Below are 16,038 nucleotides of genomic sequence, written 5' to 3' on the forward strand. Positions count from 1 at the left end.
AGTTTGGGTCTACTCCTCATTTCATTTAAGTTATTTCTAAATACAAAAAACTCCCGTCCATACTAATTCTGTCTAGTAGGGACGAGAGTTTTCCCGCGATACCACCCTGATTGGAGAATAGACTTCTCCCGGCTTCATTTTTTAGATAACGGCTTATCACCGAGTATACGTACTTTGTTTTCCGTATACTACTCAAGGATGGATTCACTTATACCTTATACCGATTCACACCAGCCATCGGCTCTCTTCCATAAGGAAATAAGCTAGTAGTTCCCTTCATCGCTTTCTTTATAACATTATATTCAATTTTATTAGCTTTTCACCATTTTGACAAAGTATTCTGTTAACCGATGATCATCCGTTAGTTCCGGATGGAAGGCACTACATAAATAGTGTCCTTGACGTGCAGCAACAATTTTGTCATGATAAGTAGCTAATACCTCTACATCCGGACCAACACTCTCTATAGATGGAGCGCGGATAAAGATAGCTTCAAAGTCTTCTGCTACATTTTTTATCTCAAGCTCAGCTTCAAATGATTCCCGCTGTCTGCCAAATGCATTACGCTCAACCTTCATATCCATTAAAGATAAATGAGCATGATCTTGTCCAATAATTTGATTGGCAAGCAATATTAATCCTGCACAGGTGCCAAAGATAGGTTTCCCCCCTATTGCCAAAGGTAACCAAGGCATCAAAGAAATCATATTTATCAATCAATCGCCGCATTGTGGTGCTTTCGCCACCAGGCAGGATTAGTCCATCTATCTCATCTAATTGTTCTTTTCTTTTAATAATAATACCTTCTACACCAGTAGTTTGAACAGATCGTATATGTTCGGGAATAGCTCCCTGTAAACCTAATACACCTATTTTCACCATTACTTTTTACTCCTCACTGCTTCTCTTACCAACCACGATCTTGCATACGTTCTCCAGGAGCAATGGTACTAATTTCTATTCCTTTCATTGCTGCACCAAGTCCTTTGGATACTCTCGCAATTAATTCATAGTCTTCGTAATGCGTTGTTGCCTCTACAATCGCTCTAGCAAACTTTGCAGGGTTATCAGATTTAAAAATACCAGAACCTACAAATACACCGTCAGCACCTAATTGCATCATTAAGGCTGCATCTGCTGGAGTTGCAATACCACCTGCAGCAAAGTTTACGACGGGTAAGCGACCATTTTCTTTAATCTCTAAAAGAACTTCGTATGGTGCACCTAATTCTTTCGCATATGTCATTACTTCATCTATTGACATGCTCACAAGGGTACGAACTTGTCCGTTAACTTCACGCATATGTCGCACTGCTTCAACGATATTTCCTGTTCCAGGTTCACCTTTGGTACGTAGCATCGACGTACCTTCCCCCCCGATACGACGGGCTGCTTCTCCCAGGTTACGGCATCCACAGACAAATGGTACGGTAAATTCTCTTTTATTTAAATGATAAACTTCATCAGCCGGTGTTAATACTTCACTTTCATCTAAGTAATCTACACCCATTGATTCTAATACACGTGCTTCTACTATATGTCCAATTCGTGCTTTTGCCATGACAGGTATCGAGACGGCATTCATTACCTCTTCGACAATAGTTGGATCTGCCATACGTGCAACTCCACCTGCTGCACGAATATCTGATGGTACTCGTTCCAATGCCATGACTGCTACGGCACCAGCTTCTTCTGCAATTTTAGCTTGTTCTGCATTGACAACGTCCATTATAACGCCGCCTTTTTGCATTTCTGCCATTCCTCGTTTAACTCTATCTGTACCTATTTTAGACATTCTAAGAATTCCTCCTGTATGATCAACTAATCACTATTAAATAAGTCATTGTTACCCTTTATACATTATATAACAAATTTTTTTATAAATGCCAACTGTTGAAATAGGAATTGATTATGAAAATAGACCTTTAAAGAAATCTACAACAGTTGAAAATATACCAGAGAAAAAGTCTCCGATTGCACCAAGCGAAAGCATAAACCAATTTGATTTTTCAACAGCACTTGTTGTCACTAAATCAACTCGTTGATCGCTATCTTTTCCTCCGATATATCCATAGTTAACATCACCAGCATATTGCAGGATAGCTTCACCAACTTTTTCTCCGGATTTAATGGGTGCCTTCAAACTACCATCCTCAGCAAGCTTGTCTTGATCAATTTGATAGGAAATCGAGTATTGTTCTTGTTCACCTGTTTTTATCATCGTTTCTAAAGCTTCGGCTGTTGCTATTTCTACCTGTTCTTCTTTACCCTTTGATACAGGTAAGACTGACTCTTGTTCTAATTGAAAACCTGATGGAAACAATTCTGCTGTTTCAAATTGAGAAAAACCGTATTCCATCAATTTTTTGGTTTGCACAAATCGGGATGCTTTTGAATCTGCCTTCATCACAACTGTAATCAAACGACGTTCCCCTTGCTTTGCTGTTCCGGTAAAACAGTAGCCAGCTTCATCGGTATGACCTGTTTTTAAACCATCCATTCCTTCATATGCATATTGAGTAAAATTATTATCTTCCCATGGCAGCATCCAATTTAAGTTTAATAATTCTCTGCCATCTAACTCAGAACGCAGCATACTTGAATGTTCCAATGCTTCTGGGTAATCCTGAATTAAATGATATGCTAACAACGCAGCAGATCGTGCTGACAATAAATTATCTGCATTTGGCTCTGTGCCTCCGGATAATTTTCACCAAGATCCAAGTTGGATAAACCGGTAGAATTAACGAATTTATATTCCTGTAAGCCCATTTCAACTGCTTTTTCATTCATCATCTTAACAAATTCACCTTCAGAGCCTGCAACTAATTCTGCTAATGCAACAGTTGTAGCATTGTCAGAAATAATTGCCATTCCTTCATAAAGCTGGCGAACGGTATAGTTTTTATCCTGAATTAAACCAATCCCTGAAAAACTAGGATCAGCCGATAGCCAATACGCATAATCACTAATTTGTGTTGTCGTATCCCAATTGATTTTACCTTCTTTAATTGCTTCTAATACTAAGTATTCTGTCATCATCTTAGTCATACTAGCTGGAGGTAATTTTAAATCAGATTGTTTCTCAAATAAAATCTTACCTGTTTTGGCATCTACAATAATAGCAGATTCAGCCTCTACTTCTATATTCTCTGCAGCCTGTACGGATACATTAGTCAATGAATATGTTGCGATCATTAACATCAAAATCATTATTAACATACTTGCTTTTTTCATTATGTCTATCACTACTCCTACCTCCACCTATATTAATTACATGCAATCATTTTATCATAGCCAACATAAATAGAAAATAACGCTTTATGACTAATAATCAAAAAGAAAAGGAAAAAAGAAAACTTGATAACCAAGTTTTCCCCAAACCATTGTACTATATTATTTTTTTATGATAAAGAGTAATTTGGTGCTTCTTTTGTAATTTGAACATCATGTGGATGACTTTCTCTCAGTCCTGCTCCTGTCATGCGGATAAATGCTGCATCATTACGCAGGGTATCGATATCCGCTGCTCCACAATATCCCATTCCAGCACGTAAACCGCCAAGCAATTGATAGATGGTATCTGCTAATGGGCCCTTGTAAGCAACTCGACCTTCAATTCCTTCCGGTACAAGTTTCTTGCTTTCCTGTGAATCCTGAAAATATCGGTCATTGGAACCTGCCTTCATCGATGTAACAGAACCCATGCCACGATAAACCTTATATCTTCTACCTTGGTATATTTCTGTTTCTCCTGGACTTTCTGTAACCCCCTGCAAATAAACTTCCAAGCATGACAGCATGTGCCCTGCAGCAAGTGCTTGGCAATATCCCCTGAATATTTAATACCGCCGTCCGCGATTACAGGTATATTATATTTTTCAGCTTCCATTGCACAGTCATTAACAGCTGTAATTTGAGGTACGCCGACTCCTGCCACTACTCTGGTTGTACAAATAGATCCAGGCCCAATACCTACTTTGACTATATTTGCACCCGCCTCTATTAGTGCTTTAGTAGCTTCTGCGGTAGCCACATTACCAGCAATTAGGTCAATATCAGGATAATGCTCTCTCACTCGTTTAACCTGATCAATTACCCCCTTGAGAATGACCATGGGCTGTATCAATTACAAGGACATCTACACCTGCTTTTACTAATTTATCGATACGTATCATGGAATCAGCACCAACACCAACAGAAGCACCTACTAATAAGCGACCATGTTTATCCTTTGCTGATTGAGGAAATTCAATGACCTTTTCGATATCTTTAATTGTGATAAGACCTTTGAGTACCTGTTGTTCATCCACTAATGGCAGTTTTTCAATTTTATGTTTTTGCAAATTTTGCTTGCTTCTTTTAACGTAGTACCTACTGTTGCAGTTACTAAATTTTTACTAGTCATTACCTCAGAAATTTTATTGAATAATCCTCAATAAAACGTAGATCACGATTAGTCAGGATTCCTACTAATTTTTGTTCATGATCATTGTTAACAATTGGTACACCAGAAATCCGGAATTTAGCCATTAGATGTTCCGCATCATATACTTGATGATCAGGTGTTAAGAAGAAAGGATTGGTAATAACTCCACTTTCGGATCGTTTTACACGATCTACATTTTCTACTTGTTCTTCGATTGACATGTTTTTATGAATGACACCAATTCCGCCTTGTCTAGCAATGGCAATTGCTAGATTTGCCTCTGTAACAGTATCCATACCTGCACTAATAAAAGGAATATTAAGTGTAATGTTTTCACTTAATTTTGTTTTAACGGATACTTCCTTTGGTAATACATGAGATTCCGCTGGTAATAAAAGTACATCGTCATAAGTCAAACCTTCTTTACTAAACTTGTCTGTTCTCATTGGTGAACCTCCTTAAAATTTTTATTGAGTATTATTTGGAAAAATGAGGGGGAATGAAGGTCTCTATTTAAAGAGTTTCATCTATGTTCTGCGGCTTATATACTTAACTATTGTTAATTACAATACGATATGTTTCACCGTTTTTCAACCTTTTTTTTTTATTCATTGTGTCATATTAAACAATACGATTAAATCAATCATGTAAGAGGTTACAATACACAAAATAAATTTTGACATATACCTCTTTTAAGTATGTTAATTAGCGCAGGCGTCCACTTCGACTCCTGGGGGATCAGCGTGATCTGAAGATCCACTTTGTAAAGTGGTCTTCTTTGCAAAGTTAGCTGAAGAGCATCGCCCCCCCGGAAAGCGAAGTGGGCAAGCCGGAGCGGGTGTTACAACTAATATATATTTCAAAATTACTACTCTGTATATCAAAGGTATGTCGTACTATCTTCCATAGGTTCATCTACTGAGTTTTATTATTTCAATCTCAGATATTTTATTACCTGCTAGACAACATGGATGCTAGTAATTATATACTTTATAAAAAACAGAAAACGAGGATTGTTTTCTGTTTAGTCGGTTATAATATTATCAATAAATATGGCTGGTTTTTCTTTTAATTCAATGATTTCCGTACTATCCAGTAATCGTACCATTGGTCTTGTCGGAAAATTTTGATCCATAAAAACAATAAATGCCTCCTTACCAGTGGAAAGCATTACGCGAGTTCCAAGCGTATAATTCAATAAGCCATCTACGAACTTTTGAAGAACCAGATAATCAAACTTTTGATATTTTAATTTTAACATTTCCTCAATTACTCTAAATGGAGACTGTTTTCTTCGATATACACGTTCCGAGGTCATCGCATGATAGGTATCACTCACTGCAATAATTTTGGCAAAGGTATGAATCTTTTCCTCTGGTACCCCCCCGATCGGATAACCACTACCATCCATTCTTTCATGATGCTGTAAAATACCTAGCTTCATCTCTTTGGTAATGGAAGGAATGGTCTCAATCATTCGATAAGATAAAGTTGGATGTTTTTTGATTTCTTCATATTCTGCCATCGTTAACTTCGTTTCTTTCATCAACCAGTTCTCACTAAGTCTGGCCATTCCACAATCTGCAAGCATACCTGCAATTCCCACCTGTATCCATTGTTTTTCATATCCCATTTTTTTAGCCAGATGGGCGGATAATAAAGAGATAGACACCCCGTGATGATAAAAATAATCCTCTTTTGAGGCAAACTTATGTAGTAAAAACAAATCTAAACCAATCTCATTTAGATATTCAAATAAAGGCATCATTATTTTTCGAACCTGATAAATATCTACAGCAGCGCCACTCTGCCATTTCTTAAACATCGATTTGTAATCCGTAACCGCCTGAACATACAAAGTATCAAAGGAAGTACTTGACTTCCTTTGCACTTTTTTCAGATCATCATATGCCTCTTTATCAAACGGCTGTGGTGAGAATTCATTTCCAGACTGTAATTTTGCTGAAACCTCAATTACATTGATATCAAAGTGCTCTAATACTTTAATATGTCTATCTTCAATTACTGTGTGTTGTTCAATGATTGGATGATTGGACATGCCTAAAACGGGTTTCATTACTATACATCCAGGAATAAGTTGTTGTGGATGCACCTTCAAGTGGATCACACCCCTATTATTAGTTTTCTGTATCTTCGATTGTTTGTTCCACTTCATCTAGTTCAGTTTCCGGATCCACTTTTGCTATCGTCGCTACTTTTTCCTCTTGTTGTAATCTGATTAGACGCACACCCTGTGTATTTCTTCCTGTTGTAGAGATACCTTCTACTTGCATGCGAATTAAGACACCGGAAATCGTCATAATCATAATATCCTCTTCACCAGTCACTGCCTTAACAGCAACTACTCTACCTGTTTTTTCTGTAATATTACAGGTAAAGATGCCTTTTCCACCACGGTTTGTTCGGCGGTAGTCTGCAGCAGGGGGTTCTTTTTCCATAACCATTCTCTGTCACATTCAGCACATATTGATCTTCTTCAATGAATTCCATCGATATAACTTCATCATCTTCTCTTAACGAAATACCTTTGACACCGGCGGCAGTTCTTCCCATTGAGCGAATTTGGGTTTCTTCAAATCGAATCACATAGCCATTTTTTGTGCCAATTAATATATCCTTATGACCGTCCGTTAATCGTACAGAAATTAATTCATCTTCCTCTCTTAAATTAACGGCAATTAGTCCACCTTTACGAATATTGGCAAATTGGGGAAGTGCTGTTCTTTTTGAAATACCGTACTTCGTTGTAAAGAATAAATACCAGTCTTCATAATATTCTTCAACTGTTATTACTGCGTTAATCCATTCACCTTGTTCTACCTCTAATAAATTAATGATCGGGATACCTTTTGCAGTTCGGTTAAACTCTGGTATTTCATATCCTTTGGTACGATATACTTTCCCTTTATTGGTGAAGAATAAGACCGTATCATGTGTCGAACAAGATACTAAATGTTCCACAAAATCATCGTCATTTGTGCCCATTCCTTGTATCCCTCGTCCACCTCGACGTTGTGCACGGTAAGTTGAAGCTGGCAATCGTTTGATATAACCTCTATGTGTCAAGGTTACTACAATACCTTCTTCTGGAATTAAATCCTCATCTTCAATAAGATCAATGCCACCAGAAATAATCTCCGTTCTTCTTTCATCACTATATTTCTCTTTGATCTCTAATAATTCTTCACGAATAATCTCTAAAATTTTCTGCTCATCCGCTAGAATTGCTTTTAATTCCTCAATCAATTCCATAATTTGATTGAATTCCTCTTCAATCTTATCACGCTCTAAACCAGTTAAACGCTGCAGTCGCATATCTAAAATGGCTTGAGCCTGTTTCTCAGACAGATTGAAATTAGTCATTAATCCTTCACGAGCAATATCAGTTGTTTGCGAGCCGCGAATCAATCTAATTATTTCATCAATGTGGTCAAGGGCAATACGTAGTCCCTCTAAAATATGTGCTCTTGCTTCCGCTTTATTTAACTCGTATTTGGTTCTTCTAATAATAATCTCTTTCTGATGTTCTAAGTAATATTCCAAACATTGCTTTAATGTCAAGACTTTTGGCTGTCCGTCTACTAATGCAAGCATATTAATACCAAATGATGTTTGCAAAGAGGTTTGTTTATATAAATTATTTAATACCACATTTGGATTGGCATCCCGTCGTAATTCAATAACAATACGCATTCCATTTCGATCGGATTCATCACGTAGGTCGGTAATCCCTTCAATGCGCTTATCTCTCGCTAATTCCGCTATTTTTTCAACCAATTTTGCTTTATTTACTTGATAAGGAAGTTCCGATACCAGGATACGTGACTTACCATTGGCTTGTTCTTCAATTTCTGTCTTGGAACGAATAGTAATCGAGCCTTTCCCTGTTTCGAAAGCTCTTCGAATTCCACTTCTGCCTAAGATTTGGCCAGCAGTTGGAAAATCAGGTCCTGCAATATATTCTTCCATGAGTTCTGTTATCGAAATATCCGGATTTTCTGAAATAGCAAGAATCGCATCAATAGTTTCTCCTAAGTGATGTGGAGGAATATTTGTAGCCATCCCTACTGCTATCCCAGACGCACCATTCACTAATAAGTTTGGAAATTTTGCAGGTAATACTTTAGGCTCTCTTTCAGAACCATCGTAGTTATCGGCATAATCAATCGTATCTTTATTAATGTCTCTCAGCATTTCCATCGAAATTTTGGACATTCTTGCTTCTGTATAACGCATTGCTGCCGGCGGATCACCATCAACAGAACCAAAGTTACCATGACCATCCACAAGCATATAACGATAACTAAAATCCTGTGCCATTCTTACCATTGCTTCATATACAGCAGAATCACCATGTGGGTGATACTTACCGATAACATCCCCAACAATACGTGCTGATTTTTTATACGCCTTATCCGCATGCATACCCTGGTCATTTAAAGCATATAATATCCGACGATGAACTGGTTTCATGCCATCACGAACATCAGGTAAGGCCCGGGATACAATGACACTCATCGCATAATCTAAAAAGGATGTACGCATTTCTTGCCCTATATTTATTTCTTGTACTTGTGGACGATTATGATCCACCATATTTAATTACCTCCTATTTCACTGCAGGAAGACGTGAACTTTCGCTAGTGATTCTCGATCTTTCTATTTGTTAAACATCTAAATTTCTCACATATACGGCATTTTCCTGGATAAAGTTCCGTCTTGGTTCTACTTTGTCACCCATCAGCATATCAAAGACGATGTCTGCTTCCATCGCATCTTCGAGACTGACTTGTAATAATGTCCGTCCAGCTGGATCCATGGTTGTTTCCCATAATTGGATGGCATTCATTTCCCCCCCTAAACCTTTGTAACGCTGTAAACCAGGTCTTGGTTGTTTAGGTAATTCCGCTAATAACAGCTCTAATTCCTTATCAGAATACGTGTAATGAACTGCTTTTCCTTGTTTTATTTGATAGAGTGGTGGCTGTGCGATATAAATATAACCATAATCTATTAAAGGCCTCATAAAACGGAAGAGGAAGGTTAATAGCAATGTTCTAATATGCGCTCCATCTACATCGGCATCAGTCATAATAACGATCTTGTGATAACGAGCTTTTGTAATATCAAAGTCTTCTCCGATGCCGGTACCAAGAGCGGTAATCATAGAGCGGATTTCATTATTAGATAGAATTTTATCCAATCTTGCTTTTTCTACGTTTAAAATCTTCCCTCTAAGTGGTAGAATCGCCTGAAAATGACGATCACGCCCTTGTTTTGCTGACCCACCAGCAGAATCACCCTCTACAATGTACAATTCACTGATCGCAGCATCACGTGAAGAACAATCGGCTAATTTACCAGGAAGGTTTGATACTTCCAAAGCGCCTTTTCTTCTTGTTAATTCTCTTGCTTTTTTTGCTGCGAGACGGGCCCGTGATGCCATTAGTCCTTTATCAACAATAATTCTAGCTGTATTGGGATCCTCAAAAAGAAACTTTGAAAATAACTCACTAAAAGCCGAATCTGTAATGGTTCTTGCCTCACTGTTACCTAATTTTGTTTTCGTTTGGCCCTCAAATTGGGGGGGATCGGGATGTTTAATCGAAACAATTGCCGTTAATCCTTCTCGTACATCATCCCCCCCCGTTAAATTAGGGTCATTTTCTTTGAATAAGTTATTTTTTCGAGCATAATCATTAATGACACGGGTTAATCCTGTTTTAAATCCGGATTCATGTGTACCACCTTCATGTGTATTAATGTTATTAGCGAAGGATAAATATTGCTTGCGAATCCATCATTATATTGCAAAGCCACTTCCACCTGGATGTTATCTTCTTCTTTTTCTGCAAAAAATGGTTCATGCAGTACTTCTTTAGAACGGTTTAAATGTTCCACATAAGATCCAATTCCACCTTCATAATGGAATGTCTCCGGATCACGATCTTCTCGTTTATCCTGAAAAGTAATAAATAAACCTTTATTTAGAAAGGCAAGCTCTCTTAATCTAGTCGCTAATGTACCGTAATCAAATTCAATTGTTTCTGTAAAAATCTCTGGATCTGGTTTAAAATGAGTTTTTGTACCTGTAATGTCCGTTTCTCCAATTACCTGTAAGTCATTGTTGGGCTTGCCGCGATTAAAGCTTACGTGATGTATTTTTCCATCACGGTGAACATATACTTCTAATTCACTGGACAGGCGTTTACGACAGAAGCCCCCCCAACACCATGCAGACCTCCAGATACCTTATAACCGCCACCACCAAATTTACCGCCAGCATGTAAAACCGTCATAATTACTTCTACTGCAGGACGACCGGTTTTCTCATGGATGTTTACCGGTATTCCACGGCCATTATCGGTTACCGTAATACTGTTATCTTCTTCAATAAAAACTTGAATATGGTCACAATATCCTGCTAATGCTTCATCAATGCTATTATCTACGATTTCCCATACGAGATGATGAAGCCCTCGTTCATTCGTTGCCCCCCCTATATACATACCAGGTCTTTTTCGAACTGCCTCTAATCCTTCTAATACTTGAATTTGCTCCGCATCATAGGCTTCTTCTATTGGTAAATTTTCTTCCATTGTCAATTCAATCACCTACATTTTCTTTGATTATCTATTCTTCGTCATTTATTTCTGAGTAGTTTTCTAACTTACTGATGGTGGACATCATACTTGCCCGTTTTTTTAATGTTAAAACAGATAATGAACTGTAATATACTTTATTTGTTGTAATTACGACAGCCTTTGCAAAGGTCTCATCCGTTGCTACAACTTGCCCCTTTGCTTTTAATTGCGTTAACATTTCTTCATTGATCGTGGAGGAATTCACTAAATTATAATCAATTATTCCAATCACTTCTTTAGATTGGATAACATGGTCATCTCCAATATGAATAAACATACTATCCCTACTTTTTATCCAAAATTTTTCCATTATTTATTCTAAAAATCTCTGCTTTTTCTAATGTTTTATGATGGATGCCATCGACACTTGTAGTCGAAACAAAGGTCTGCACTTTCCCTTCAATGGTATCTAATAAATGGGACTGCCTAAAATCATCTAATTCACTCAACACATCATCCAGAAGCAGAATTGGATAGTCATTTATTTCCTGATAAATAAGTTCAATCTCAGCTAATTTTAAAGATAATGCCGTTGTTCTTTGCTGGCCCTGGGAGCCATATGTTTGGACATTTTTCTCATTTACAAAGAAGAGAAGATCATCGCGATGTGGTCCAATTAAGGTTGTACCACGTTCGACTTCTTTATTTTCAATAGTTTTAAAACTATCCTGTAAAATAGTTAATAGTTGGTCTTTTTTTTCGTTTTCTGTTACATCAATCGTTGGAGCATATTGAAGGTGCAAATCTTCCAACCCTCTACTTATGCTTTTATGTATATCCTTTGCCCAGCCATGTAAACGTTTCATAAATAAAAAGCGTTTTTCCAAAATAATAACTGCATGGTCGATGAGTTGGTCTGTTAACACACGCAGCATTGTTCGATCATCATTTTTCCGCTTCTGTAATTGCTTAAGTAAATGATTTCTTTGTTTTAATATTTTGACATACTGACCCAAATGATAAATATAGATCGGTTTTATCTGGCCAATTTCCATGTCTATAAAACGTCTTCTAATCTGTGGACTGCCTTTGACAAGATTTAGATCTTCCGGGGGCAAACATGACAATATTTAAAGCCCCAATATAATCACTGAGACGTTTTTGTTCAAGGTGATTTAATTTTGCCTTCTTGCCTTTATTGGTAATTTGAATTTCCATTGGGAATTGCTGCTTGCGCTTTAATACACTACCTTCTATTTTAGCATAGTTTTGGTCCCAATGAATTAATTCTTTATCTTTTGTTGTTCGATGTGATTTGGAGAAACCTAATACGTAAATAGCCTCCATTAGATTTGTTTTCCCTTGTGCATTTTCTCCAATGAACACATTTATTTTATCATCAAAATTAACTGATAACTGCTGGTAATTACGATAATTGCTCAAATGTAATTGTTGTATATGCATTCGAATTTCCTTTCGAATTTATTGCTCACTTTTCTTAACCACGAATGTACCAACATCTTTAACAAAGACTGTATCCCCCCCTGGATAAAGTTTTTTACCTCGTCTTGTCTCAAACTCGTTATTTACATAGACACCATTTTCCTGTAAAAAAACTTTAATCATACCACCGGATTCTAAAATATTAGCTAGTTTGAGAAATTGTCCCAGTTGGATATAATCTGTTGATATTTCAATCTGTTCTTCCATGCTTCCACCTACTTTTTGAAAAGAGATATTGGTATTTAGTATAGCCCTTCTATCTATTTTACTAAACATTTGTTAAATAGAAAAGGAAACCTGCTAATTATTCTTTAATATATTCTATAAAAATAAGGGAAAGAGGAACAAAATAGATTGTTCCTCTTTCTTTGACGTCATTAAAAAGTTCTTACTGGTAAAATCAGCTGTAAAATTTGGTCATTATCTGTTGGTTTAATAATGAATGGACGCATCGCTCCGGTGAATTCAATTTTCACCTGATCGGTCTCCATAATTTTCAATGCATCTATCATATATTTAGAACTGAATGAAATTTTTAATTCTTCCCCCCCTTCTATTTTTTCTGCTTCTATTTCTTCCTCTACTTTACCAATTTCGGGTGAATTACTAGATATTTCTACTATTTGTTGTTCCTTTGTCTGTAGTCGAATGACATTATTATGATTATCCTTTGCTAATAATGATGCCCGATCAACAGCTTGAAGTAGTGTTTTCGTATCTACATAGAGCACTGTTTTACTTTCCTCTGGAATTAAACGAGATGTTTCTGGATATTTACCGTCTAATAATCGCGAAACAAAATATAGATGATGGGATTGAAAGGCAATTTGATTTTCTGAAATGCTAATTTGAATTTTGTCTTCTGTATCCTCTAATATTTTGCTTAATTCGTTTAAACTTTTACCGGGTATTACCACCTGTTCAAAAGGAAAAGAACTAATCTCATGATTCACAGGTAATTTATTTGCTGCTAATCGGTGACTGTCTGTTGCGATAAAATGTAAATGATCATTCTCTGCTTTAAGATTCACCCCCCTGTTAAAATTGGCCTGGTCTCCGAAGTGGAAACGGCAAATACAGTTTGTTTTATCATATTTTTTAATAAATTTATCGGTAATTCAAAATTAGTATCCGTTTCAATCGCAGATATTTGTGGATATTCATCCGCATCTTGTCCATTCAAATGAAATTCAGCGTGGCCAGATTGAATGGTAATCTGTAAATTTTCATCTGTAGTAATGATGACGGTGGAAGAAGGTAATTTTCGAATAATTTCAGGAAAGTATTTTGCATGCAGAATGATTTCACCTGCTTCTAATTCATCTATAAATTGAATGCCCTCTTCCTCAATTGGTATAAATGACTCAATCGTAATATCTGAATTACTTCCAGTTAGCGTAATACCATTTGCACTGGCCTGTATTTTTAATCCTGCTAAAATCGGAATCGCTGTTTTAGAAGAAATTGCTTTTGTAACATGTTGAATACTTTCCATTAATTTCTCTCTATTAATTATGATTTTCATTTTCATCCTCCTTGAGGAATATATTTATTTATTATTAATATAATACCGTAATAATAGTAATAGGGCCTGTGAATATGTGGATAAGTGGATAAGACTGTTATTACATAAAGTTATCCAGATGTGGATAAGGTGTTTATGGGTTTGTTTTAGTTATCCACATTATCCACAGGTTATTCTAGTCTTTTCCATTACATTGTTTTTAATTTCTCTTTAATATCTTCTATATCTCTACCTAATAATTGATCAGTTTCCATAAGTCTTGAAATTTTTTCATGGGCATGAATAACGGTAGTATGATCTCTTCCACCAAATTCTTCCCCCCCAATTTTAGGGAGTGAAAAGTCTGTCAGTTCCCTGGATAGATACATAGCAATTTGTCTGGGAAATGCAATAGATTTCGTGCGTTTTTTAGCTGTGAATTCTTCAAGCTTTACATTATATCTTTTTCCTACTTCTTCCTGAATATGGTGGATCGTAATCACTTTAGGTCTTGATGAAGGTATAATATCTTTTAACGCTTCTGCTGCTAATGATGCGTCTATATCTTTATTGATTAGGGAAGAATAGGCTACAACCCTTATTAAAGCTCCTTCTAACTCTCTAATATTTGTATCAATTTGATTGGAGATATATAACATCACTTCATTAGGCATGTCTAATCCTTCTGCTTTGGCTTTTTTTCGAAGAATTGCAATTCTTGTCTCCAGGTCAGGAGGAGTGATATCAGTAATTAACCCCCCCCATTCAAATCGCGAGCGCAGGCGGTCTTCTAATGTTGGTATTTCCTTTGGCGGCCGATCACTAGAAATAATAATTTGTTTATTCTCTTCGTGTAAGGTATTAAAAGTATGAAAAAATTCCTCTTGTGTTTGTTCTTTTCCTGCCAAAAATTGAATATCATCTATTAGGAGAACATCTACATTTCGGTATTTATTGCGGAAATTAACTGCTTTATTATCGCGAATTGAGTTAATGAACTCATTTGTAAATTTTTCAGATGATAAATAAACTACCTTTGCTGAAGGATTATGGTCCAATACATAATGACCAATCGCATGCATTAAATGTGTTTTTCCTAAACCAACACCACCATAAATAAATAAAGGGTTATATGCCTTAGCAGGTGCTTCCGCAACGGCTAATGAGGCAGCATGAGCAAATCGATTCCCTGATCCAATTACAAATGTTTCGAACGTGTATTTATCATTTAACATCGATTTAGGTGAAATCTCGTTATTCTGTACTGGGATTGTTTTTTTTCTTTTCATTTGTGTAAATTCTTCTGTTGTCTCATCCAGACTTTCTGGGATCACAAATTTAACTGTTAATTGAGCTCCGGTTAAATCATATAAGGCTTCAGCTATTATAGATGTATAGCGGGATTCAAGCCAGTCTCTGGTGAATTCATTAGGGGGGGTTGAAATAATGATAGTATCTTCCTTAAGCTGATCTACAGACGTATTTTTTAACCATGTATCATAACTTGGTTTACTTACTTTATCTTTGATTATCTCTATTGTATTTCTCCAAAGATCTTCAATATTTTCCACGATATACCCTCCTTTCGTGAGCTAAACACAAGTAAAATTTGTTTCTAATAACTTGTGGATAGTTAGACCCTGACAAAAAAGCGGAAAACCTAGAAATTAAGTTTTCCACATGGTTGTGTATAAACTAATATACAAGCTGTGAACAATTGTCCACACTTAATCCACAGACTGTGGATAATATTAATAGTGAATTTATTTATGCACAAACTAAAACACAAATATAATATCAAATTTAGCCGATTAATGCAATGATTTATAGAGAGTTATCCACAAGTTAGACAATATGTGTGTTTTTTTCTACACAGGTTCTTATTTTGTGGGTAATTTGTCGATAAAGGTAAGAATAAGTAGTTTTATGTAATCACGGTTATCCACAGGTGGTTGTTATATAACACTTATAATGAAAACCTGTTATAATACAGACGG

The 16,038-nt window shown here is 36.4% G+C and carries 9 protein-coding genes, 6 pseudogenes and 1 other annotated feature; all 15 genes and pseudogenes read right to left on the reverse strand.

Annotated features, from left to right (window positions below; genetic code table 11):
* Positions 1 to 74 precede the first annotated feature (74 nt).
* Positions 75 to 289, reverse strand: a binding site (T-box leader).
* A 22-nt stretch (positions 290 to 311) separates the two neighbouring features.
* The 15 genes and pseudogenes from pdxT to dnaA all read right to left on the reverse strand — a co-directional run bounded on the left by pdxT (position 312) and on the right by dnaA (position 15,612).
* Positions 312 to 882 (reverse strand): annotated as a pseudogene (pdxT, locus tag JCM21714_RS10840) (pyridoxal 5'-phosphate synthase glutaminase subunit PdxT).
* Between the two features lie 25 nt (positions 883 to 907).
* Positions 908 to 1,795, reverse strand: a complete 888-nt coding sequence (gene pdxS / locus JCM21714_RS10845; RefSeq protein ID WP_035724247.1) for a pyridoxal 5'-phosphate synthase lyase subunit PdxS — start codon at positions 1,793 to 1,795, stop codon at positions 908 to 910.
* Between the two features lie 114 nt (positions 1,796 to 1,909).
* Positions 1,910 to 2,671, reverse strand: coding sequence for a hypothetical protein (locus JCM21714_RS24755; protein WP_439644457.1), 762 nt, complete (start codon positions 2,669 to 2,671; stop codon positions 1,910 to 1,912).
* Positions 2,644 to 3,249, reverse strand: a complete 606-nt coding sequence (locus tag JCM21714_RS24760) for a D-alanyl-D-alanine carboxypeptidase family protein (protein ID WP_439644458.1) — start codon at positions 3,247 to 3,249, stop codon at positions 2,644 to 2,646. Before JCM21714_RS24760 ends, JCM21714_RS24755 begins: the two co-directional genes overlap by 28 nt.
* Before the next feature lie 155 nt (positions 3,250 to 3,404).
* Positions 3,405 to 4,117 (reverse strand): annotated as a pseudogene (guaB, locus tag JCM21714_RS24090) (IMP dehydrogenase).
* On the reverse strand, positions 4,092 to 4,346 hold the full coding sequence (locus tag JCM21714_RS24095; RefSeq protein ID WP_369403553.1) for an IMP dehydrogenase: 255 nt from the start codon (positions 4,344 to 4,346) through the stop codon (positions 4,092 to 4,094). Before JCM21714_RS24095 ends, guaB begins: the two are co-directional and overlap by 26 nt.
* A gap of 61 nt (positions 4,347 to 4,407) precedes the next feature.
* On the reverse strand, positions 4,408 to 4,875 hold the full coding sequence (locus JCM21714_RS24100; protein ID WP_369403554.1) for an IMP dehydrogenase: 468 nt from the start codon (positions 4,873 to 4,875) through the stop codon (positions 4,408 to 4,410).
* 578 nt (positions 4,876 to 5,453) lie between these two features.
* Entirely contained in the window at positions 5,454 to 6,506 is a 1,053-nt protein-coding gene (locus tag JCM21714_RS10860; protein WP_235182773.1) for an HD-GYP domain-containing protein, read from the reverse strand.
* A 61-nt stretch (positions 6,507 to 6,567) separates the two neighbouring features.
* A pseudogene (gyrA, locus tag JCM21714_RS10865) lies at positions 6,568 to 9,046 on the reverse strand (DNA gyrase subunit A).
* Between the two features lie 70 nt (positions 9,047 to 9,116).
* A pseudogene (gene gyrB / locus JCM21714_RS10870) lies at positions 9,117 to 11,049 on the reverse strand (DNA topoisomerase (ATP-hydrolyzing) subunit B).
* Positions 11,050 to 11,083: 34 nt separating this feature from the next.
* Positions 11,084 to 11,371 carry an extracellular matrix regulator RemB gene (gene remB / locus JCM21714_RS10875; protein ID WP_035724253.1) on the reverse strand — a complete coding sequence of 96 codons (288 nt, stop codon included), beginning with the start codon at positions 11,369 to 11,371 and terminating at the stop codon, positions 11,084 to 11,086.
* 7 nt (positions 11,372 to 11,378) lie between these two features.
* Positions 11,379 to 12,498: pseudogene (recF, locus tag JCM21714_RS10880) on the reverse strand (DNA replication/repair protein RecF).
* An 18-nt stretch (positions 12,499 to 12,516) separates the two neighbouring features.
* A complete protein-coding gene (gene yaaA, locus JCM21714_RS10885) occupies positions 12,517 to 12,744 on the reverse strand; it encodes a S4 domain-containing protein YaaA (RefSeq protein WP_035724260.1) in 228 nt (75 codons plus the stop codon).
* A gap of 170 nt (positions 12,745 to 12,914) precedes the next feature.
* A pseudogene (gene dnaN / locus JCM21714_RS10890) lies at positions 12,915 to 14,062 on the reverse strand (DNA polymerase III subunit beta).
* Positions 14,063 to 14,250: 188 nt separating this feature from the next.
* A complete protein-coding gene (gene dnaA, locus JCM21714_RS10895; RefSeq protein ID WP_035724273.1) occupies positions 14,251 to 15,612 on the reverse strand; it encodes a chromosomal replication initiator protein DnaA in 1,362 nt (453 codons plus the stop codon).
* Positions 15,613 to 16,038 lie beyond the last annotated feature (426 nt).

Source organism: Gracilibacillus boraciitolerans JCM 21714 (genome assembly GCF_000521485.1).
Classification (GTDB): domain Bacteria; phylum Bacillota; class Bacilli; order Bacillales; family Amphibacillaceae; genus Gracilibacillus; species Gracilibacillus boraciitolerans.

Coding starts and splice junctions, on each gene's coding strand:
- pdxS (WP_035724247.1), bottom strand. CDS start 1,795: ATGTCTAAAATAGGTACAGATAGAGTTAAACGAGGAATGGCAGAAATG.
- JCM21714_RS24100 (WP_369403554.1), bottom strand. CDS start 4,875: ATGAGAACAGACAAGTTTAGTAAAGAAGGTTTGACTTATGACGATGTA.
- JCM21714_RS10860 (WP_235182773.1), bottom strand. CDS start 6,506: ATGAAACCCGTTTTAGGCATGTCCAATCATCCAATCATTGAACAACAC.
- remB (WP_035724253.1), bottom strand. CDS start 11,371: ATGTTTATTCATATTGGAGATGACCATGTTATCCAATCTAAAGAAGTG.
- yaaA (WP_035724260.1), bottom strand. CDS start 12,744: ATGGAAGAACAGATTGAAATATCAACAGATTATATCCAACTGGGACAA.